The sequence below is a fragment of the Moraxella canis genome, assembly GCF_034424565.1.
Lineage (GTDB): Bacteria > Pseudomonadota > Gammaproteobacteria > Pseudomonadales > Moraxellaceae > Moraxella > Moraxella canis.
Genome location: NZ_CP139961.1, coordinates 40,573 through 63,203, shown reverse-complemented (window position 1 = coordinate 63,203; position 22,631 = coordinate 40,573). Strand labels below are relative to the sequence as shown.

Here is a 22,631-nt window from a genome sequence, read left to right as displayed (position 1 = left end):
CGCATGATGGCTTATTCATCAGAATCAGACTGAACCTTATCCCAGTATTTTTCCTTAGGAGCAACATAGCCCATTGCTTCAATCAGCTCACGAACCTCAATCAAAACCTCGCCATCTTCAGCAGGAACAATCTCAATCCCTGGGTCGTAATCACTCAAATCCAATGCTTCAGCCGCTTCTAGGGTTAAAATCAAATCGCCAGTATAAGGATTGACAGGTAAAGCAGCTGAGCTGCCTGGCACAAGCCCTCGATTGATGACATCCATATTAATGCTGCGTAGCCACTGACCGCCCCACAACCAGCCGCTATCAATGATATTGTTGGCATACCAAATGGGCAGCTCTCTTACCCGCATAAACGATTCATCAACACATTCGCCATTGACCACAGGGGCATATCCCCATTTTTCAATCAAATAGGCAATCAAAGGCACATAAGGACGCACCATTAACAGTTGTTCATCAACCGGGCGATCAACCGCCACTTTGCCCGTATCTTCATAATAACGCACCGGATAGCCATCGACTTCTTCAGGACGATCTGGATGATCAACAAAACGCATCATAATAAACTCCCGAACTTAAGAAACCCAATCATAAAAGATTAATCCTAATAAGTTATTCTAGAATAACCTTTTTGTAAAAACAAGTATTTAAAGTATGTACCGTTGTTAGGGTTTAAAGTATTAATATTTAAAAAGATAATTGACCTATTATAAAAGTGGGTTTAAAATATAAAAAAGCGACAATGATGGGGTGGTAATATGGGTTTTTATAATAAAGATAGTGGTTATAGCACTGGCTATGATGTTGGTCGGGCTGACGCCTTTAGGGCGATGAGTACAGTTACCCCTGCCTCTTATCCACCAGTTGAAAGTAGTGAGGTGACTAAGCGGATAAATACCGCTTTTGGTAAGTTGTTTTTTTTGGGTGTTTATTTCCTTGGATGGGCAGGTTACGGTTTTGCTTTGGCTGTTTTTGAGATCGACATGTTCTGGCTGATATTCGCCCCGTTTTGGCCAGTGATTTTGGTAGGCTGGATTTTATATGAGATCTTTGCGGAGTTTGGTTCAGAAAGTGTTGATTTTATCAAAGAGAGCAAGGATTTTGTCGTTGCACTTTATTACGCTTTGATTGCATAACAAAAAGCGCTAGATTTAGCGCTTTTTTAGAATTTATAAACCCTGGTTATTTTCAAAATTAGATTGAAAATAACCATTTTTTGTTCTATAGAATTCAAATCGATTTTTTCACTGAGCTTAGCCGCCAAAACGCGATGATCAAGCAAGCCGCCGCCATGCTCGCCAAATACACCATCTTTTGCCACACATCTTGGGTGGGTACGCCCATTTGATTAAGCTGCACAAACATTTGTACGCCTTGCGTGGTAGGCAGGGCATGGGCGATGGCTTGCACAAATTTTGGCATCGCGATCAAAGGATAAGCAAGTCCTGTCAGCATAAATAATGGCACAGAAGTAAAAATCAGCAGCACGCCCACTTTTTCGCTACCATTGACCCACGATGCGATCAATAAAGCCACGCCGATTGCGCAGCTGACAAAGATGGGTACACCAAGCATCATCCCCCAAAAGTTGCCGCCCCTGGGATAATCGTGCCACCAAAAAGCAAATCCAAATAAATAAAAACACGACAAACAACCAATGGTCAGCGCCACAGCATAAATCGCTAAAAAATCAGAAGCGGTTGCACGCCATTGTCGCTGGCGATAGCCTGCTACCAGCATGGCAAGACCAAGCACGACTGTCTGATGCACAATCAGCGGCGCCACCGCAGGAAAAATATAGCTGCCATAGCCCGATAAAGGATTAAATAATGCGCTGGTATGAATAATCTGCGGTATGGGCTTATGCCTGGTTTGGGTGACTTGTCCTAGCTCATCAATGATGGTCGCCTGTAGTGATGACACTAAGCCTGCACCGATATTTTGGATACGCAAAAAATACGCCGAACTAAGATAAAGCCCAATGCCGCCTGTTTCGCCATGGTGAATGCTTTGGCTAAGATTATAAGGCAGCAATAAAATGCCATCTGCTTGCCCAGATTGCACCATGCTTTGAGCGTCATTAAAGCTGTCAGTGATCGCCAAAACGTGTATATTTGGCGTATGGCTCGCGGTATGGATGATGGCTTGGGTCAGCGGACTTCGCTCTTCGTCGACGATGATGATGGGTAGGTCGGCAGGGCGTTCAGCCTGATAAGCAAAAGGATAAAAAAAGCTATAAAACACCACCGACAGCACCATGGTCAAAAAAATAGATCGGTCTTTGACAATGTCTAGCCAAATGCTGGCATACTTTTTGATAAAGCGCATCATCACTCCTTGTCCATACCAAGTGGTCGGATTGCTAATGAGTGGTGGCGGTGCACAATAAAGACACTGATCGCACCAAAAATCAGGACAAATATCAGCAGGGATTTAAGGTTTGGTAGGCTGATGCTCACTGGGCTGCCAATCACCCACTGCTCGACCTGCAAACGCGCAAAGGGCGTAAAAGGGATGATTTCTGACCAAAACTGGGTAAATCCAGGCGCGTTGTTTAATGGCAGCGTCACACCTGCAAAACTCATCGATGAACCGCCATAGACGGCTAAAACGCCATAGCTTTTATTGACATCTTGAGTTCTTAGCACGACCATCGCACCAAATAGGGCATAAGCAATATAAAACAGCAGCTGACCAATGATAAGCACAAATAGCGAACCTGCCACAAACCAACCGCGCACGCCTACCAGCCACGCCTGCCACAGCCAATGCCAAAGGCTGATAATCAGCACATAAACCCACAGCTTGCCAAACAAGGCGCCCACAGGTGATTTTTGTAGCCATTCGTGTGTTGTTCGCTCGCGAAATTCTTGACCAATGGCATTTGCCACCAAGCAGCACAGCAGCAAATGCAGCACCGCTGGCACCAAAAACGGCTCCAAGAAAAATTCATAACTTAAATTGGGATTAAATAGCACAGATACTTTGATGTGCGGCACATCGACAGGCAGGTGGGGTAATACGCCGTTCAGGTGTTCGGTTTTGACAAATTCAGCGACAGCCCCTTTGGTGCTACTCGATAAAGCCGATGACACAGCACTGCCAATGCTAAAAAAAGACTGGTTATAAGCGATGTGGATGCCAGTGTTCTCACCGCGCACCAGTCGGCTCTGAGCACCGCTCGGAATATGAATATATCCCCCAACTTCCAAGCGATTGATGGCATGGTGCGCATCTTGTATATCGGTTGAGCTAAGCGCAACGTGCACAGCTTCATTATGGCTGATACGATGATGTATCAAACTGCTCAAGGTGCTATGATCTTCATCAATCAACGCCACAGGCAGATGATGCGCCTTCCCATGATAAAACATCGCCCCAAACAGCACAATGATCATCAAAGGCATTGCCATCACCATCACTAAGTCAAATCGGCTGCGTGATAAGCGGTCAAGCTCACGCCCAAACGCATGACAAAAAGCACGGATAAAGCGAGTAGGATCGATTGCCATGACAAATACCCTAATCTGATAATTTAAGGTGTCACAGTAATGTCAAATACGACGCTCATACCCACTTTTAAGCCTTCAATGGGTGCGATTGGCTCAAGTTTGGCTTTAAAGCTATGTATATCATAGCCGCCGGTTTGTCTGGTATTTTTGATGGTGGCAAATTCGCCTTCAGCATCAGTATGCACGATTTTGAAATCGGCACTTTTATTGAGCGCAGGGATAAAGCCGGTCAGCTTGGGCAAGGCTTGCACATGGCTGTATTGATCTTCTTGGATATTGATACTGACGGTAGGGTGATTGTCAAGCAGGCTCATCACAGGCACCGCCGGCATGATCAGCTCGGTGGTTTGGGCATAGATTTTTGAGACCGTACCATCAATGGGCGCATAAAGCATGGTTTCGGCTTCCAAAGCATTGGCTTCGGCAACCGCCGCTCGCGCGATTTGGACTTGGGCGTCGGCAGACGATTTTAATTCATCGGTGCGACCACGCTCAGCTTTTAGGTATTGCTGATGCGCTGCATGGGCGATTTGAGCAGATGACCGATGCGCAGCTTGCATTTCATCGCGGCGCTGACGCGAGATGACGCCTTCTTGATACAGATAGTCACTGCGACGGAAAGTATCGGCTGCCAAAGCTGCCTGAGCTTCTGCACTTTGCCAGTTGGCGTACAGCGTATCCACATTTTCTTGTCTTGTACCACGATCAGTAGAAGCCTGGAAGGCAAGGGCGGACTGTAGCATGGCGGCAGCTTGCTGTTTTTTGGCTTCGATTTCAGGGCTGCTTAGCTCAACCAGAGGATCACCTGCTTTGACTGTTTGACCTTCTTTGACATAGATGGTATCGATGCGGCTAGGCAGTTTGGTGCTGATATTGACCGTTTCGCCCTCGACGCGTCCTTGGATACTAAATGTGGTCGGTTTGGCAATTTTTTGTCTGACGCTGCCGATTAAGCCTGATTTTGAGTCATTGGTATTCAGCTGATTATTACCTGCAGGCGTACTATGCTTGGTATCATAGCTTTGCATCAGCCCAAAAATGATCACGCCCAATACCGCACCAATCAGCACTAATAGCAGCTTGGCAGCGATACGCTTGCGCTGATCAGCGGTCAGAGTAGATTTCTTTTTTGGGTAGCCAGTCTCAGCACTTTGCTTTTCGTCATCAGTGTTATCAGTCATAGATGTTGTCTGTGGTTAATGTGTTAAATTGTCTCATGATTTGGTTTATAAACTACTGATTTAATCAATCACAGTCGATGCACATCAGGCAAATACAGATGGCTATAAAATTCATCAATCGATCCCGTATGGTGCAGCAGTGTCGCAAGCGCCAAGATATATCGATACGCATTGAGTGCCGTTTCACTTTCGATCTGCGATAAAGCAGTCTGCGCATCGACCACATTGGTCACTGTCCCAAATCCTTCTTGAAAAGACAAAGTTTGGATGCGCAAGTTTTCTTCGGCAGCTTGACGATTTTGCTGAAGTAGGGCGTGTGTGCTTTGTGCAAGTGCCATCTCACCGTAGGCGGTATGCATGGTGGTTTCAATATGCTGATTCACACGATCGCGACCTGATTGAGCTGCTTGTTTTTGTAGATGCGCCGCTTGGACTTGTTTATCGCGATCGATCCCTGAGAACAAATTATACTGAACTATCACCCCGGCAAACCAGTCCGGCTCATCATCCAAAGTATAACGAGCGACTGCAGCGACTTTGGGTTTTTTGGTGGATTGTCTGAGTGCGATATTGGCATCAGCAAGACGAATATCGGCTTCAAGTTTTTGATTTAATGGCGCATTTTGGGAAGCGCTAACTAAGGCTTGCCAATCAGGGCGCTCTTTGGTGTTGATAAATAGCGGCGTACTAAGCCTATCAAGCCGAGACAAGCCAAGCAATGACTCAAGCTCATAAATGCTGTTTTGATGCTGATTTTGGGCGGCTTGATGCAGCCTTTGAACTTGGTTACGCGCCACTTCAAACTGCATACGCTGCCCACGACTGATAAAGCCTTGTTGCTCTAGTTTATAAGCGTTATTCACATGCAGCTGCATGGCGTTGAGCATTTTTTGTTGGGAAGTGGTGAGCTGCTCTTGCAGCTTTACATTAAAATAGTGGCGGATTAAGTTAAGTTTCGCCAAAGAAGTTTGATCTTGTAGCCCAAATTCGCCGCGCTCTGCTTGTAGGTTGGCAATATTTTTGGCGCTGCTGATCAATCCGCCTGTATAAATTGGCATAATGGCAGAGATACTCGGCGTGACGCCATCATGGCGTAGCCTGACATCTTGATAACTGGGCAGGCGATCAAGGGCGCTTTGGGTGCCAGCATGTAAGGTGTCTAGTAAGCTTGATGGCGCATTATCAAAGCGATGGTCAAAATGCGCGTTGATGTGCTCAGCCGTCTGCTCTTTGATATTATCTAAAGGAATGCTGCTATTTTGGTGCAGCGTAAAGGCGTGTACATTGAGCGACACCCTAGGATAGTGTAATTTTTGTAGTGATTCTGCTTGCAAGACATCGGCTTGATACAAAGCATTGCTTGCTTGAATGGTGGGGCTGTTGCTCATGAGCTGTCTTTGGGCATCAAGCAAGCTATAGTCGCTATAAGCCTGCTGGCTCAATAATAAGCCCAAAAGTAGTAAATAAGGCATTTTCATAATAAAAGCAAACAGTAAAGCACGTGAAATATGATGAGCCGATGGTATGTAGAATATTAATTTATATTAAAAATTTAATTAATAATTCTTGACCAATGACAGGCAGTGAATATATCCATGCTGTATGATAACAAGCGATGATGGTATTTTCAATAGCGACTGATCAGCATTTGATAACCCTAAGGTATTCATTTTAAGTTGATTTTTGGGATGAATTGTGGTTTATGTGGTTTGATAGGGCGGTGTGGCAACTATATGCACACCAAAGCCATAAGATACAGCGGTAGAAACTGAGATGGGTTTGGTGGTGTCTGGTTATTTATTGTCATCACGATGGCTGAGATTGGTTTTGTAAAAATTTTAATCGGCACCGACCAGTACCCCACCAACTCACATCTATATCAGTGTTTTCGCCAGCGCCCTTACCAATAGATCTAAAATCAAATATTTCAACTCCAATTATGAGTTCAAATTGATTAAAACAATAATAATCACTGTATTCATATCTGTTTTTCTTAATCAAAAAAGATATGGTTGTAATCACTGTATTAATTTGATGGCGTCAGAGCAGTTTCATGGTTGAATGCCTTAATATACCTATCTTTGATAAAACAACTTTGATGATAAACCCACATTGCTCATAGCCCCAAAAATCCTTTTTTTTATAGTAGTTTTGCTATATTCTCATGTATGAAAAATTCTAAATCCAAACAGCTCTTAGATTGTTTTCATCGTTGACTATCTCATCTTTTACCGCTTAGTTAGAAAAAATCGGACGCATCTTCGTCCGATTTTTATTTTATGCTACATTAAGACAGTGCTATAAGTGTCGTGCCATACTCCACTTTATCTCCATCACCTAAAAACACTTCGCTTACTACGCCTGCTTTGTCAGCAGTAATCGGTGATAGCACCCCAAGCGCTTCCACACTTGCTACCATATCGCCGACATTAATGGTATCGCCGAGTTTGGCAATAGGCACAAATCGCCCCACGCTTGTCGCGATAATGGTTTGACTGTCATCAGTGTGACTATTTGCCATATCGGCGGGCAGGGCAGGCGCTTGAGTATTGACATTTACTTGATTTGCCGAAGTGCCATTGACCACTTTGATGCGCTTGTCACCATCGGTGATTTCAATTTCATAAAGCCCGCTTTGGCTTGCCAGATCGACCACTTTTTGAATCTTTTCAAAATCAATCATTTTTCAACCTATCTTTTATCCCGCTAAGTATTTAGAAATGGTAATGATGCTCAAAATTGACATGGCAACCGCCACAATCCAGCCAAATACCGCCATCCATACAGGGTGCTTATAATCGCCGATGATTTTTTTGCGATAAGCGGCAAGCAAGATAACCACAAGAGCAATGGGTAATACCAAGCCATTTAATGTTCCCACAAGTACAAGCACCTGAGCGGGTCTGCCAATGGTTGCAAAGACAAGTGTTGAGATGGCGATAAAACCAATGATAAAGTAACGGCTATATTTGGCAATGACAGGATGAAAATTGGTCATAAATGATACAGATGTATAAGCACAGCCAATCACAGATGTGATAGATGCTGCCCAAATGACCACACCAAAGATAATCCGACCTGTGTCACCAAGTCCGTGCATAAATGGCGTGAGAGCAGGGTTATCTGCCATCATTGCCACGCCGGACGAAACCACACCAAGACAAGCCAAGAATAAGAATACGCGAATGACGGACGCCGCCAAAATGCCTTGAATGGAGCTTTTGGAGACCTCTGGTAAGTTTTCTTTGCCTGTTATGCCTGCGTCTAGTAGTCGGTGAGCTCCAGAAAATGTAATGTATCCGCCCACCGTACCGCCCACCAGTGTAACGATTGCCATGGCATCAATTTTTTCAGGGGCGATGGTGCGTGCGATGGCTTCACCAAAGGGCGGATTGGTGCTAAATACCACATAGATAATCAGTGCAATCAGCACAAAACCCATCATTTGAGCAAATTTATCTACCAAAGACCCTGCTTCTTTACTCAAAAATATCCCAACGGCAATCACACCTGACACTAATGCTCCAATGACAGGATCAATGCCAAATACTGACTGCACGCCAAGCCCCGCGCCACCGATATTACCGATATTAAAGGCAAGCCCACCCATGATGATGAGGGCGGCAAGCACATAGCCCATCCCGGGTAACACAAGATTGGCAATCTCTTGGGCTTTCATTTTTGAAATGGCAATCACGCGCCAAACGTTCAATTGCACACCAATATCCATGATGATAGACATCAAGATAACAAAGCCAAAACTTGCCCCCAATTTTTCGGTAAACGTGGCAGTTTGGGTTAAAAATCCTGGTCCTACTGCGGATGTCGCCATTAAAAATGCCGCTCCCAAAATGGCGGAGCGGTTGACAGAGTTATTGGTATTTTTCATAAATTTCCTTATTACCAAAAGCAACAATGATGTTGATTAACATAATCCTGGTGGTTAAATCAAAACCTAACCAATTGTAATACCTCGAGCCAATAAATTTTCTTTGATTTTCTTAGCAAAAGCAAGGGCATGTTCGCCATCGCCGTGCAAGCAAATACTATCCACATCAAGAGCAATGACTGTACCGTCCTCAGCAACAACTTCGCCTTTTTCTACCATGCGGACAACTTGGCTGATCGCTTCATTTTCATCATGGATAAGGGCATTTGGCAGGGTGCGCGAAACAAGCGTGCCATCAGCATTATAATGCCTGTCAGCAAAAGCTTCAGAGATGGTTGTCAGCCCAAGCTTTTTGCCTGCACGAATTAGCTCGCTACCTGATAGCCCCATGAGTGCAAAGCTTGGGTTAAAGTCATGTACTGCCTGCGCGATGGCTTGAGCAAGATCAGGGTCTGTGCCGGCTTGATTGTACAGTGCGCCGTGTGGTTTGACATAGCTTGGTGTTAGTCCCATCGTGTTGCACACCGCACATACCGCACCCATTTGATAAAATAATAATGCACGCACGTCCTCATGTCCAAGGCGATGATTGGTACGCCCAAAATTTTCACGGTCATCATAGCTTGGGTGTATGCCGATCTTTACGCCGTTTTCTTTGGCATGGCTCAAAGTTTTGACCATATCCGCGACACCGCCTGCGTGCAGCCCGGCACAGATGTTAGCTGAGCTGACAATGGCCATAAGCTCTTTATCAAAAGCAAAACCTTCGGCAACATCGGCATTTAAATCAATATTCATGTTTTATCCTTGTTTTAAAAGTTAAAAGGCGACCTAGAACCGCTTTGCCATATAAGCCACCTGGCGAATATGGGCATTTTGTTTGGTAAGGCTATCAATGGCAAAGTCCATATCCACCCACTTAAATTGTACTTGCCCGCCAAATCGCAACTGGGCAAGTCGCCCCAAATCCGCCTCAATCACTGCTCCAATCTTAGGATAACCACCTGTAGTCTGTGCGTCCGCCATGAGTACAATGGGCTTGCCATCTGGCGGCACTTGTATCATACCAAAATCCACACCGTGCGATTTCATCTCAATGGCATCAAAGACAAGGGGCGCACCTTCTAGGCGATAGCCCATGCGGTTGGAATTAGGGGATAGGGTGTAGGTTTGTTCGCTAAAGTCATCTTGTTCTTTGATAATTTTGTCATATTCACTGCTTTTAATGACGTGAATAGTGGTGAATTGATGAAAGTCATAAGGACCTGGCGCACCCATTTCACTCATCTGTGTGCCTGCTTGGTAAGGCAGCTCGTCGCCTGATTGCACCGCTCGCCCAACGCCCCCCAAGCCTGTTTTGACATCGGTACTTGCTGAGCCTAGCTCAGATGCGACATCAAATCCGCTTTGCACGCACAAATATGCGTGCATTCCCTTGATGATGCGTTTAATAGTGAGCGTTTGCCCAGCTTTGGCAAAATAACGGTAGCCTGTGATGACAACTGTATCGTCAAGTGTCGCCTCAACATATGCCCCCGTCAGGCAAAACGTTATATCTTGGCTGAATGTCGCTGTCAGACCACCAAGAGTCACCTCTAGGGCGGGTGCATTGTCATTGTTACCAAGTAGGGCATTACCAAGGCGTAAAGATAGGCGATCCATTGCCCCACATTTACCAATGCCAAGTCCCAAATACCCCACACGCCCCAAATCTTGAATACTGGCAATGGCTGTTAAAGTGTTAATTTTCAACATATAATAACCCTTACTCTAAAATATCTTGTACGACAAATTGTAGCGTATCGCCTGCCTGCAAGAGAGTCGGGGGCGTATTTGCTTTATCAAATAAGGGTAACTGTGTCCGCCCAAGCAGCTGCCAACCGCCAGGCGATGCAAAAGGATATATGCCTGTTTGAGCACCGCCAATGCCCACCGAACCTGCTGGTACATTGGTGCGTGGCTTGGTATGACGTGGCAGGTGCAGCTCATCAGGCAGACCGCCAAGGTAGGGAAAGCCTGCTTGAAAGCCAATAAAATATACGGTATAAATCGGTGCAGAGTGTCGCTCTACAAGCTCAATCACGCTCATACCAAGACGCTTGGCACTATCCGTCAAATCCATCCCAAACTCTCCGCCATAGATGACAGGGATTTTGACGTGCTTGCCACTACTTTGGGTATTGCTTACTGGATTAAAATTGGCAACAAATTCATCAGTCAAAGCTTGCAAAATCTCCCTTTGGGTATTCAGGCATTTGGCGGATTTTATCGTGCTTATGTCTAAATATAAGGTCAAAGCATTCATGCCCACGACCGTTTCAACAACAATCGGGTTTTCTTTTAAATACTCAGCAAGTGACCAACATAATTTTTGCTTATCAAGACTAATCTCGCCATCCAAAAGCAGCACAAGAGTCCGCTCTGATGAAAACTGCCAAATGGCTTGGAATTCCATATTTTCCCTTACTTGTGATTCGGTTGGTTGTTGATATAATTTTCAAGCCAGTGCGTCAAATAATGAATGCTTACGCCACCTTTGCTAAACGATTTGTCATCAAACATCGCTTGGTGTAGAGCCTTGTTGGTTTGTATACCTTGGATATCAAGTTCGCTTAGTGCCGATTTCATCTTTTGCATGGCAAGCTTACGGGTCGGTGCATGAACGCAGATTTTGCCAATCAAGCTGTCATAATAAGCAGGGATTTTATAGCCTGTATAAATATGGCTATCCACTCGCATACCATAGCCTGCAGGCAAATGACAGTAGCTGATGACGCCGGCTGATGGCATGAGTGTAAAAGGGTGCTCGGCATTGATACGGCATTCAAAGGCATGCCCTGTCAGCGTAATGTTGTCTTGGGTGAACTGTAAGGGCGCACCTTCAGCGACACGGATTTGCTCGGATATTAGGTTTACGCCTGTTACAAGTTCGGTCACAGGGTGTTCGACTTGAATGCGAGTGTTCATCTCAATAAAGAAAAATTCGCCATTTTCATACAAAAATTCAAATGTGCCCACCCCACGATAACCCATATCACGACAGGCTTTGACACACGCATCACCGATTTTTTGGCGTGCAGTTTCATCAATAAATGGAGCCGGAGCTTCCTCAATGATTTTTTGATGTCTGCGCTGCATAGAGCAGTCTCTCTCACCGAGATGAATGGCGTTACCATGCGTGTCGGCGATAACTTGAATTTCAATGTGGCGTGGGTTTTTAAGATAGCGCTCCATATAGACCACAGGATTGCCAAAGGCACTCATGGCTTCTTTTTTGGTCATAGTAACAGCAGACAGCAGCTCATCCATCGTCTCAACGACTCGCATACCTCGCCCACCGCCACCACCTGCAGCTTTGATGATGACGGGCAAACCGACCTTTTCGGCAATCGCGATAATCTCATGATCATCATCAGGCAAAGCGCCGTCAGATCCTGGCACACATGGCACGCCTGACGCTATCATAGTGTCTTTGGCGGCCACTTTATCACCCATCATGCGAATATTTGTGGCGGTAGGGCCAATAAAGGTAAAGCCTTGATTTTCAACAAATTCGGCAAAATCGGCATTTTCTGACAAAAAACCATAGCCAGGATGGATCGCATCTACACCCATCAGTTCGGCAGCAGCGATAATAGCACGTTGGTTCAGATAGCTGTCTTTTGGTAAATGACTGCCAATACACACCGTCTCATCAGCAAGACGGACAGGCAGGCTGTCTTTGTCAGCAGTAGAATAGACAAGTACTGATTTAATACCAAGTTCACGACACGCACGGATAATGCGTAGGGCAATCTCGCCACGATTGGCGATCAAAATTTTATTAAATTTAGCCATATCATTTCCTTTTTAATATTTATAGTGTTAGAATTTCTGCAAAACTTTATTGTTAAGAAAACTGTTAGTGCCAAACCTGTCAGAGCATAACACTTCTCGCTAATCCTTAAACGCAGCTTAGGATCAGCGGAAAACTTAGTTTCATAGTAAATCCATGATAACTTAAATCATTCAATCACAAATAGCGGCGCATCATATTCCACCATATCGCCATCTTCCACAAGAATTTCACGCACCACGCCATCTTTTTCCGTTTTTACTTCGTGCATGATTTTCATGGCTTCTATAATGCACAGCTTGTCGCCTTGTTTAACTGCATCGCCCACATTGACAAAATTAGGCATCTCAGGGCTAGATTTACGATAAAACGTCCCAAGCATGGGCGATAAGATGGTATGGTGAGTTTGGTTGGGCTCTGTGTTTGTACTTGTGCTTGATTGTTGGCTTATTTGGCTGTTAATTTGCTCAGTTTGTGTGGTTGGTGATTGTGATGATTGCAAATTAAGGTTAGTATGGTGGGTTGTTTGTGGGGCATGAGTGCTATCTGCGTATTTTTTGATATGAATTTTTTGTTGACCATCTTGCACTTCCAAGGCGTGAATGTTAGCAAGTTCGACGAGATTGATGATTTTTGCAAGTTGTTCAAAATTAATATCCATCAGCTTTCCTTTTGACCCTATGTTAAATATCAGCGAAGTATAAGATAGGCTTGGATAAAAATCAATGGGCAATCATTATAAAATCCGTAAGAAAAACTGGCAGCTTTACCTTGGTTAATCAAGAGATTAACTAAAATATTTCATGCTGACCGATCGTTATCAAACATAGCTAATCAATCTAAATTGAAATAAAATTTAGTAAATTATAATTTTTACTTTATAATAAAAAGATCGGGTTTATGGTATTGTTTTAATAATCCAATCGCCAGGATATTATGATTATCCTAGAGTAGGGTAAAGTGTTTACTTCATTGTGGAATAAATTTTTTAATACAGACTTTATTTCTTATCAATTTTAAGTCGCATAAAATTTTAGAGGTTGAACTAGATAAACCCCTAAATCCTACACCATTTTCTTAACAATCTTAATTGATTCAAGCAACCGCTCATCAAATCATTGTGTCATAGATACAACTATATGAATCTTACCGTCACAATTATCATTTAGCCATGTAGCCGCCAAGATGGGAATGGAGTTGTGAAATCGATAATTTAGTATTTAGAAGTTTTTACTGATAGCGAGTCAAAAGGTCGGACACCAAATCACTGGAATCTTTAAACCTGATGACCCGATAGATCATATTTAACAAATGTTTTGTGTAACTCACTTCAAATTATAAAAATTTTAAAAATCAATAAGTTAATTAATTGTATTTGATTTTTAGTTCACAAACAAGCATTTTTACCATTTTTATGCCGTATTTGTACCGGAACAATGGGTAGAAAGAGTGGTGTTTTGGAGTTGAATGCATGCGCATCCCACCTCAAATGATCCTTATGGATTTGATGATTGCAAGATGCTTTATTTAGATTTTATCATCATTTGATTTATCTTAAAAAAAATTAAATAATTTTTTAAATATTGTGATTATAAACAGAATTGCATAGTAACCATAGATGCTGATTAGTATCATAAAACAAGAAGCGATTCGAGTATGCAGAGTAACTTTTAAATAAATTTAAAAAATAAAAATTAAATTCTTAAATAGATAAGACTTTATTTTTTAAATTATCTGTGCTAATATCCGCACAATATTACTGCTTTGTTACTAAAATAGGCAAGCTGGCAAGTATTTTGGTACATTAAGATTAGAATTTGGTAGTGTAAGATGGGTGTGCAATCATGAACCGTTTTTGTTATCGTGTGATTTTTAGTAAAAGCCTAGGCAGACTTGTGGTGGTGTCTGAAAAGACAACATCACAAGGCAAATCTGACAATCCAAGCACAAGTGGTAGTACACTCCCTACCACCTCATTACTTAAATTGGGTTTAGGCTTTGGTTTAAAAACTCTTTCATTATCACTCCTCTTTAGCCTAGGCTTAGCTGCCCATGCCAACACCCCCACCACCATCATTGCAGATAAATACGCTGATAAAGCCTTACAGCCGATTGTATTAAACACCGCAAGTGGTGTGGTTTCTGTCAATATCGCAACGCCCAATGCTCGTGGCTTATCCAATAATCATTACAGCCAGTTTGATGTCGGCAGCACAGGTGCTGTATTAAATAACAACCGTAAAGCAGTGGGTACCCAAATCGCAGGCTTTGTACAAGCCAACCCCTATATGGCTCGTGGGGAAGCTTCTACCATCTTAAACCAAGTCAATTCAAACCATCCAAGCCACTTGGGTGGTTTTATTGAAATTGCAGGTAAAAAAGCCGATGTCATCATTGCCAATCCATCAGGCTTAGTTATCAATGGTGCTGGGTTTATCAATGCTGGTCATGTGCATCTGGCAGCAGCAAACAGTCAGGTTCATCAGGGGCAGTTGACAGGTTATGAAGTTGGCACAGGTCATATTGCCGCCCATGGCAAATTAAACCTACAAGGCACGGATTATGCGGCACTCATTGCCAAAGCTGTGCAGATTAATGATGAGATTTATGCCGGCAGACAACTTGATGTTATCCTAGGCGAGAACAGTGTCTATCTTCAAGATGGCGATTTCACACAGTTAACTGCCATCAATAAACAAACAAGCACATCATCTGCCAATCAAACCACCAATAAAGAACAGCAAGGCGTTGCCCTAGACATCTCATCTTTGGGCGGTATGTATGCTGGTAAAATTCACTTAATCGGTACTGACAAAGGCTTTGGGGTGAACAATGCTGGGGTCATCACAGCCACTGACAAAGGCGTACAAGCAGGCACAGGTACACTCACCCTAGATGCTCAGGGTAATCTTATCAATACTGGCACCATTTCTGCCAAAGACAAACTTGCCATCAATACCCATGGCAATACTGCTCAAAATACTGGCACGCTACTGAGCGAACAAGCTGACATCGCCATCAATACCAAAGACCTTAACAACACAGGCACCATCCATAGCACCCAAACCACCCATGTTGATGCCACAAACAGCATTGACAATCAAGGCAATATTTATGGTGGTGTTTTACAACTCAATACCAATCAGCTTGATAATACTGGCAAACTTGTTCAAACAGGCACAGGCGGTCTTAATATCGGCACAGACGCACTGACCAACAGCAATAAAGCCGTCATCGGTCAAAGTCTGTATGAGCAAACCACCCTGGATACACCAAGCACACCCAGCAGCGCTCAAAGTGCTGGTACTATTGGTAATGATTCTAAGGACAATACAACAGCCAACACTGGCAACTCATCAAACACTGGCACACCAGCAACCAAAGACACAACTCAGTCCATCTCAGTACCAAGTGCTGATGGTTTTATCATAGCCAAATCTTTGACCAATACAAACGATCAAGCACTCATCACTGCCACAGGTGATATTGGTATCAGTGCTAATCAGACCAGTAACACCAAGCAAGCATCCATCGATGCACAAAGCCTAAATACCAACACCCTGACCAACACCGACAGTAAAATCGCCTTAGATGAGATCAACTGGCAATTAACGAGCTTTGATAATACCAAAGGCAGCATCACTGCCAAAGATGGCATGGTGATTGGCAGTGAATCTGCCATCATCAACACGGGTGGTAGCCTAACAAGCGGCACCGATATCACACTTGTCGCCAAAGACAACATCATCAATCAAGGTGGTAGTATCACTGCAGCAAAGCAAACAGACATTACTGCCAAAGAGTTACAAAACGGCGGCAGCATCACAGCTGACACTCTCATCATCACACAACAAGCCGACTACACCCATACAGATGATGACAAGCTCATTGCAAACAATCTCACATTAACCACTGATGGCAAGCTCGTAAACTTAAGCCAGTTGACTGCTAATCAAGATTTGACGCTTAATGCAAATCATATTGATCACACCCAAACAGGCAGCATAACAAGCGGTCATCTTGCACAGATAACTAGCCAAACAAACATCACAAACCAAGGCTTAATCAACAGTGAAAACACACGCATCAAAGCTGTGGGTATCATCGATAACCTTGCTGGTGGCCGTATCTATGGCACACACCTTGCCATTACTGCCGATACGCTAAACAACACCCCAGCTAAAGCCACCAATCAACAAACCAATCAAGAAAACGACCATCACACAAGCCCTGTCATCGCTGCCAGACAGCGTCTGGATATTGGTGTTAATCACTTAAACAACCACCCCAACCCTGACAGATCAGGCAAATTCAATGACAGCTTTGACAATCAAGCTTTAATCACAAGCTTGGGTAGCCTGCACATTGGCGGCAGTCTAGATGACAATCAGCAAGCTACAGGCAAAGCACAGACGGTTGTTAATAAAGGAGCAACGATTGAGTCTGGTGGGGAGATGGTGGTTGGTGCTGTGATTTTGAAGAATGAGAATGCGGATTTTAAATCCAAGGTGGTGCAGCAAGGAGATGCTGTTCCTGCCACCAAATACTTTGTGAATAATAGCACCTACGACAAAAAAGAAGGTGAGGTGTATATTCAAGAAGGTGGTTGGGATGGTCATTGGGTAAAAACACTGGTGACACCTGACGGTCGATTCGAAAACTACAGCAGTCATGAATATACAAAAACAGATTATACCACCAAGACAGCCAATAGCGATCCAGCAATGATTCGTTCTGGAGGTGAGCTACTGTTTGAGTTCAATCAAGCATTTAATATCGATAGTGTAGTTATCTCAGGCAACACAGCCAAACTTAATCAAGACCCAACCCATGCCCAGAATTATGGGTTTATCAACCATGCCAGTACTGGGGAGGATTATCATACCCAAACCAATAATAACTACTTTAATCATGTGACTGCTGAGCGTAGACGTCGAGACAATCCAACCAGTAAGCGACCTTATACTTATAAAAATTGGGTTAAGAGTGATGATCAACCACAAAAGGTGCTGCTTAACACCTACCAACTTCCCATCCTAAACGCTACCATCAATACCACACCAAGCAGCACAGGTATTGATAAACCAGCCACAGGCAATGATGTCTCTACCATCATCAAGGATGTCAATGATGACACCATCACCTTACCAACTTCAGCCTTATACATCATCAACGCTGACGACCCTAACTTGCCACTGATCCAAACTGATTCCGCCTTTACCAATGACAAACAGTGGCTGTCGTCTGATTATATGCTAAAAGCACTACAATCAGACCCAAATCACATCCACAAACGCCTCTCTGATGGCTATGGTGAACAAACCCGAATCAAAGATCAGTACTATCTACTGACAGGCAGACACATCAACACCGATTACCGCAGTCAAGAAGACGCCTTTAAACAACTGATGGATAATGGCATCACGGCAGCCAAACAGTTCGGCTACACGCTTGCGCACTCACGCCTGATCAGATGGCAAATCTTAGCACAGACATCGTTTGGCTGGTGAAAGAGTCCATCACCTACACCACCAAAGACAAAGATGGCAATCGCCTCACCAAAACCCAAGATGTCTTAGTGCCTAAGCTGTATCTTAGATCTGCCAACATTGCAGCAGGCACACTTACCCCTGATGGTAGATACAGTGCTGTCTCAGCAAGAAATATTGACATGCAGCTGACAGGCAATTTAGACAGCAGCGGTAATGTCATTGCCAAAGATACTGCTGCCATTACCGCAAATAATGTCAATAATACAGGCACCATTTATGGCAACTTTGTCGCCATCAAAGCAAACAATGACATCACCAACCATGGCACCATGTATGCCAACAGTGCCATGGGTCTTGATGCCAAAAACCGCATCATCAACCAAAGTCTAACCACCACCCAAACAAACACGCAAGGTAGAAGTAGCAGTAGTCGCACCGATATTAGCCAAATTGCCACCATCAGCGTAGGCACAGGACTAAAAGACAGTACAGATGAAAACGGCAAACCATTAACCACCCTAAACATCCAAGCAGGTAACCATGTTCTAAACCAAGCTGCCAACATACAAAATGATGGTGGCAACACTCACATCAGTGCCCAAAACGGCATTAACATCACAACCCTCACCACAAGCAATCACATCAGTGCTGCAGCTGACCCAAACAACTACTTTAACTACAGCCAAAGCACCGATGCAGGCTCAAATATTAGCAGTTATGGCGATACTGTGATTGCAACAACGGGTCAGGGGGCAGACATTACAGGCAAGGCCGCCAATATTCGATCAGGGGGTGTAAGTGCAATTATCGCTACAGGTGGTGTGCATTTTAGCGAAGGGCGTGCGACAAGTAGTACCCAAAGCTCATCCACCCATCAAGAGAGCAAATGGTATGGCTCCAAAGACATCACAAGCACCCATGAATCTAGCAGTAACACCGCTGTGCTTAGCAGCATAGATGGCGATGAAGTATATGTCGTTTCAAGCGATTCTGATATTGACCTGATTGGCACCAATATTAATGCCGACAAGCAAGTTAGTCTAAAAGCAGAGCAAGGCAGCGTGACTTTACAATCTGTCATCGACAGCGTCTATCAAAACAATACCAAAACCACCCAAAACTTTTATAAAAATACAGGCAATGTCGATGGTTTTTACCAAGAAACCCTTGCTCAAACAGGTGTTCGTGCTGGTAGTGTTGATATTCAAGGAAATTCTGCCAATTTAAATGGAGTCAGCCTTCAAGCTACTCATGGCCCTATCACGGTGGGTAATGCACATCTTGCCACCAATGATGATGGCACTTTAAAGCTTGATGACAATGGCAAGCCCATTGTTCTATCAGGCGACATGCAGCACCTAAATTTAGGCACGGTAGATTTAACCAATGAAACTTGGCAGGAGAGCTCTAAGTCTTATCGTGGTCTTGCCAAAGATTTGATGAAAGGTGTTGGGGTCGTGGCAGGGGCATCGGGGATTGGTAATGACATCACACTTGCCAAATCACAAAGTAACCGCACTACAGATCACATGCAAGCTGTAACCAAGATGAATGCCAATCAAATCTATTTGGGAGCAAGTGAAGTCACCGCTGCTGGCACCATTCTTGATGCAGGAGATGACGGCTTTGTCAGAGTCTTGGGCGATGATGTTTTATTTACCACTGCTAAACACAGCCAATCAAACACCCAGACCCAAACACGCCAAACCATCACAGGCGAAGGCATGAAGCTTGGTAAGGACCACTTGCAATTAGGCGCGGCGGTTTATACCGATAGCACAGACACCCAAAGCACCCAAAGCACCACTCATGATGGTGTAACCGTTCGTGGCAATAGTGCGGCCCTACTTGGCAATATGAATGACGGCAGTCTAACCACGCAAGCTACCAACTTTGATTTGGATCGTACATCAGGTACTTTACTCATTGGTGCCAAATCCACCTTGCTTGATGGTGCTATCAATCAAAGTACCCACACTCAAAGCAATGAAACCAACACTACTCGTCTTGCAGCCAGTGTTCATCATGTGGCTGTAGATACCGCTGTCGCTGCCGAAAACCTAAAAGAAGCCGTAGAGGGCGTAAATCAAGCAAGGAAAGAACTAGAGCAAGCCAAGCAAGAGGTCGCTGCAGGTCGCCTTGACCCAAATGCCATCAAGGACTATGAAATCAATTTGGCGATGGCGACCGCCAATGTCGCCAATGCTCAAATTGCCTTAGGTAGTAAGGCAGCCACTGCTGCAAGCACAGCACCAACACTCGGCTTTAGTGCCAAAGCCTCTGCAAGTCACACCCAAAACCAAAGTCAGCAAACGCAAACTCATCAAGACTTTGCTTTCACTACCATCAGTGTCGCCAATGCTACGCTGGTTGGTGATGAGTTTACCACCAAAGGATTGCAAGCCGACATTGGTAAGCTTGACATTGACCACTTAAACAAGTTAACCCTAACTCATGGCACCACCAAAGCTACAAGCCAAAGCCAAAGCAGTACGAGCACCATTGATGCCAGCATCAGCACAACAGGTAGTGTATCGGCAGGTGCAGGTAGACAACAAAGCCACAGCCAAAGCACAAGCACGACCGCTCATGACACCAAACTTAACTTAGGCGAGCTTGACGGTCATGCCAACACCACTACTTTACACGGTGCTGCCATCATCGCCCAAGGTGGGCATTACAGTACAGACACCCTAAATGTTGTCACCAGCCAAAACACCCGCCACAAACAAAGCAGCAGTCAAGGCGGCAGCATTGGTGTTGGTAAAAATAGCGTAAATCTAGGCTATAATCAGCAAACAGGTCAGACCCAAGCCATCACCAACAACACCCCATCAGGCATCATCTATGTCAATACAGGCAAAGATACACCAAGCCACAGCCTAACTGCCAATCACACCAACCTAACAGGCGGTGTCATCGCAGCCATCAGTGAAGATGAACAAGGCAATCAAACAAACAGCCAACTAAACTTCACCACCAACACCCTGATTACCCAAAACCTACTGGCAACAGAATCTAGCCAAAACAAGGGTATGGGCTTAGGGTTGGGTAGTAGCGATAATAAACCTACCAGTATTAGCATCTCTGCCAACAACAACGGACACCAAAAAGAAACAACAGCCCTTGCCACCGTCGGTCAAGGTGCCACCATCACAGATGCCATCACCCACAATGGGCAAACCCAATCCACCACCGACATTAGTCAAACAGACATCAACACCGATGCCCTAAACACCCAAAAAGTCATCAAAGACCAAAAAACAGGCGGTCTAGATGTCAATACTACTATCGATACCAGAGTATTCACCACAGCTGGCAGACAGGAGATTAAAAAGGAGCAAGAGGAGCTTGATGGGAACTTAGAAAAAATTAAAGATGATATTGTTGGTGACTTTGAACTAGGTTATGATATTGCAAGTGATGTTTATAAAAATATTTTAGTTCTTAAAAAGATTGAAGAAGTCAGAAGTCAATTAACCCCCGAAGAACAAGAGTATTTTGATCAATATTTGCTTGAGTTTCAACAAAATCAAGATTTACTACGGTTGAATGCAGCGCCTGCAGCAGGAGTTGTTGCAGTTGGTGCAACAGAATTAACAGCTCTAGCTGCCGGAGCTGGAGTAGCTGCCTGTAGTGCAACCGAAGTATGCTCTGATGCAGTTGAAGATGGTTTTAAAAGCACGCAAAAAGCAGCCAAAGAAGCCACCAACGCAATCATTGACTATACGGTTGGGATTTTTAGTTCTGACTCACCAAAAACTGGAAATGATGAACTTGATGAAGTTCTTGAGGATGCAACTAGGTCAGATGATGGAAACAAAGGGTACGAGTACCCAGGAACAAGAGAAGAATTAATTGAGGAGTTGCAACAAATAGAAGGTGCAAGGCATAATCCACCAAGACCCGATGGTGGAACAACAACCATTTTACCCGATGGTACAAAAATAGATACTTATCCAAGTCGTTCTTCAACAGGCAAGCCAGGTTGGTCAGTAACCAAACCAGGGAAAATAAAGCCATCAATTAAAGGAGATACTCAAAGATGAACTATTATCTAGATAATAGCGATACGTACTATCTTGAATCAGAATATTGGTCTGAAGAAAGGGATTTTTTAAGAAATAACCAATGCAGGTTGCTGAATAGGGATGAGGCAAATGAATTTAATTTAAGTAATTTTTTTAATAAAAATGATACTGATATTAAACCAATTTTAAGGCGATATTTTGAATATTTTATTCTACCATATGAGTTAGATGATTATATTGACAGTGATTTAACAACAGATAAGGTTATTATTGAGTTAATTTCAGAAAACCTAAAAAATAACATATATTTAGCATCAACTGATAAAGATAAATGTTGCTTTATTGAATGTAGATTACCTATAACAGAAGATATAATTTATAATCTTTATAGAAGCCATATAAATACACCATTTATTATTTTTGATGCAGATGAAAAATTCTTTGTGTTAATAGATTTTGATTTACCTATACAGATTATTGGCTATAAAGATAGTGTTATAGATGGCAATAATTTTATATCAAACCAAATGGGGCAGAGCGGTTGGTCTGATTTATTTTCAAGGTATCGCAGTTATGTTAATTTAAAGAACATATTCATAAATTACTATGAACCTCTAATAAAAAAATCTTAAAACCAACACCACCATCGATACCAGAGTATTCACCACAGCTGGCAGACAGGAGA

16 protein-coding genes are annotated in these 22,631 nt (G+C 43.7%); 4 read left to right on the top strand and 12 right to left on the bottom strand.

Annotated features, from left to right (window positions below):
* Nucleotides 1–11: 11 nt before the first annotated feature.
* A complete protein-coding gene (locus U0021_RS00225; protein ID WP_114800538.1) occupies nucleotides 12–566 on the bottom strand; it encodes a hypothetical protein in 555 nt (184 codons plus the stop codon).
* 198 nt (nucleotides 567–764) lie between these two features.
* Between U0021_RS00225 and U0021_RS00220 the strand changes: the two genes are divergently transcribed.
* Entirely contained in the window at nucleotides 765–1,142 is a 378-nt protein-coding gene (locus U0021_RS00220; RefSeq protein ID WP_114800539.1) for a hypothetical protein, read from the top strand.
* A gap of 94 nt (nucleotides 1,143–1,236) precedes the next feature.
* Here the strand turns inward: U0021_RS00220 and U0021_RS00215 are convergent, their stop codons facing one another.
* The 11 genes from U0021_RS00215 to accB all read right to left on the bottom strand — a co-directional run bounded on the left by U0021_RS00215 (nucleotide 1,237) and on the right by accB (nucleotide 13,084).
* The gene (locus tag U0021_RS00215; protein ID WP_114800540.1) at nucleotides 1,237–2,337 is read right to left on the bottom strand and encodes an ABC transporter permease; all 1,101 of its coding nucleotides are present in this window, start codon (nucleotides 2,335–2,337) and stop codon (nucleotides 1,237–1,239) included.
* Nucleotides 2,337–3,518: an ABC transporter permease gene (locus U0021_RS00210; protein WP_114800541.1), complete on the bottom strand. Its 1,182-nt coding sequence runs from the start codon at nucleotides 3,516–3,518 to the stop codon at nucleotides 2,337–2,339. Before U0021_RS00210 ends, U0021_RS00215 begins: the two co-directional genes overlap by 1 nt.
* 23 nt (nucleotides 3,519–3,541) lie before the next feature.
* Nucleotides 3,542–4,699, bottom strand: coding sequence for an HlyD family secretion protein (locus U0021_RS00205; RefSeq protein WP_114800542.1), 1,158 nt, complete (start codon nucleotides 4,697–4,699; stop codon nucleotides 3,542–3,544).
* A gap of 68 nt (nucleotides 4,700–4,767) precedes the next feature.
* Nucleotides 4,768–6,177 (bottom strand): TolC family protein, encoded by a 1,410-nt coding sequence (locus U0021_RS00200; RefSeq protein ID WP_114800543.1) that lies wholly within the window; start codon nucleotides 6,175–6,177, stop codon nucleotides 4,768–4,770.
* Between the two features lie 809 nt (nucleotides 6,178–6,986).
* Nucleotides 6,987–7,382, bottom strand: coding sequence for an acetyl-CoA carboxylase biotin carboxyl carrier protein (locus U0021_RS00195; protein ID WP_078256285.1), 396 nt, complete (start codon nucleotides 7,380–7,382; stop codon nucleotides 6,987–6,989).
* A gap of 15 nt (nucleotides 7,383–7,397) precedes the next feature.
* Nucleotides 7,398–8,588 carry an NRAMP family divalent metal transporter gene (locus U0021_RS00190; RefSeq protein WP_114800544.1) on the bottom strand — a complete coding sequence of 397 codons (1,191 nt, stop codon included), beginning with the start codon at nucleotides 8,586–8,588 and terminating at the stop codon, nucleotides 7,398–7,400.
* A 66-nt stretch (nucleotides 8,589–8,654) separates the two neighbouring features.
* Nucleotides 8,655–9,386, bottom strand: a complete 732-nt coding sequence (gene pxpA, locus U0021_RS00185; RefSeq protein ID WP_114800545.1) for a 5-oxoprolinase subunit PxpA — start codon at nucleotides 9,384–9,386, stop codon at nucleotides 8,655–8,657.
* Between the two features lie 33 nt (nucleotides 9,387–9,419).
* On the bottom strand, nucleotides 9,420–10,343 hold the full coding sequence (locus U0021_RS00180; protein ID WP_114800546.1) for a 5-oxoprolinase subunit C family protein: 924 nt from the start codon (nucleotides 10,341–10,343) through the stop codon (nucleotides 9,420–9,422).
* Between the two features lie 10 nt (nucleotides 10,344–10,353).
* On the bottom strand, nucleotides 10,354–11,043 hold the full coding sequence (gene pxpB, locus U0021_RS00175) for a 5-oxoprolinase subunit PxpB (protein WP_114800547.1): 690 nt from the start codon (nucleotides 11,041–11,043) through the stop codon (nucleotides 10,354–10,356).
* A gap of 8 nt (nucleotides 11,044–11,051) precedes the next feature.
* A complete protein-coding gene (gene accC / locus U0021_RS00170) occupies nucleotides 11,052–12,425 on the bottom strand; it encodes an acetyl-CoA carboxylase biotin carboxylase subunit (RefSeq protein WP_114800548.1) in 1,374 nt (457 codons plus the stop codon).
* 167 nt (nucleotides 12,426–12,592) lie between these two features.
* A complete protein-coding gene (gene accB, locus U0021_RS00165) occupies nucleotides 12,593–13,084 on the bottom strand; it encodes an acetyl-CoA carboxylase biotin carboxyl carrier protein (protein ID WP_114800549.1) in 492 nt (163 codons plus the stop codon).
* Nucleotides 13,085–14,267: 1,183 nt separating this feature from the next.
* Between accB and U0021_RS00160 the strand changes: the two genes are divergently transcribed.
* Genes U0021_RS00160 through U0021_RS00150 form a run of 3 tightly spaced genes read left to right on the top strand, consistent with a single transcriptional unit; the run spans nucleotide 14,268 to nucleotide 22,578 of the window.
* The gene (locus U0021_RS00160) at nucleotides 14,268–17,933 is read left to right on the top strand and encodes a two-partner secretion domain-containing protein (RefSeq protein WP_327037520.1); all 3,666 of its coding nucleotides are present in this window, start codon (nucleotides 14,268–14,270) and stop codon (nucleotides 17,931–17,933) included.
* A complete protein-coding gene (locus tag U0021_RS00155) occupies nucleotides 17,897–21,964 on the top strand; it encodes a hemagglutinin repeat-containing protein (protein WP_114799980.1) in 4,068 nt (1,355 codons plus the stop codon). Before U0021_RS00160 ends, U0021_RS00155 begins: the two co-directional genes overlap by 37 nt.
* Nucleotides 21,961–22,578: a hypothetical protein gene (locus U0021_RS00150; protein ID WP_114799979.1), complete on the top strand. Its 618-nt coding sequence runs from the start codon at nucleotides 21,961–21,963 to the stop codon at nucleotides 22,576–22,578. The genes U0021_RS00155 and U0021_RS00150 overlap by 4 nt, the downstream gene beginning before the upstream one ends.
* Nucleotides 22,579–22,631 lie beyond the last annotated feature (53 nt).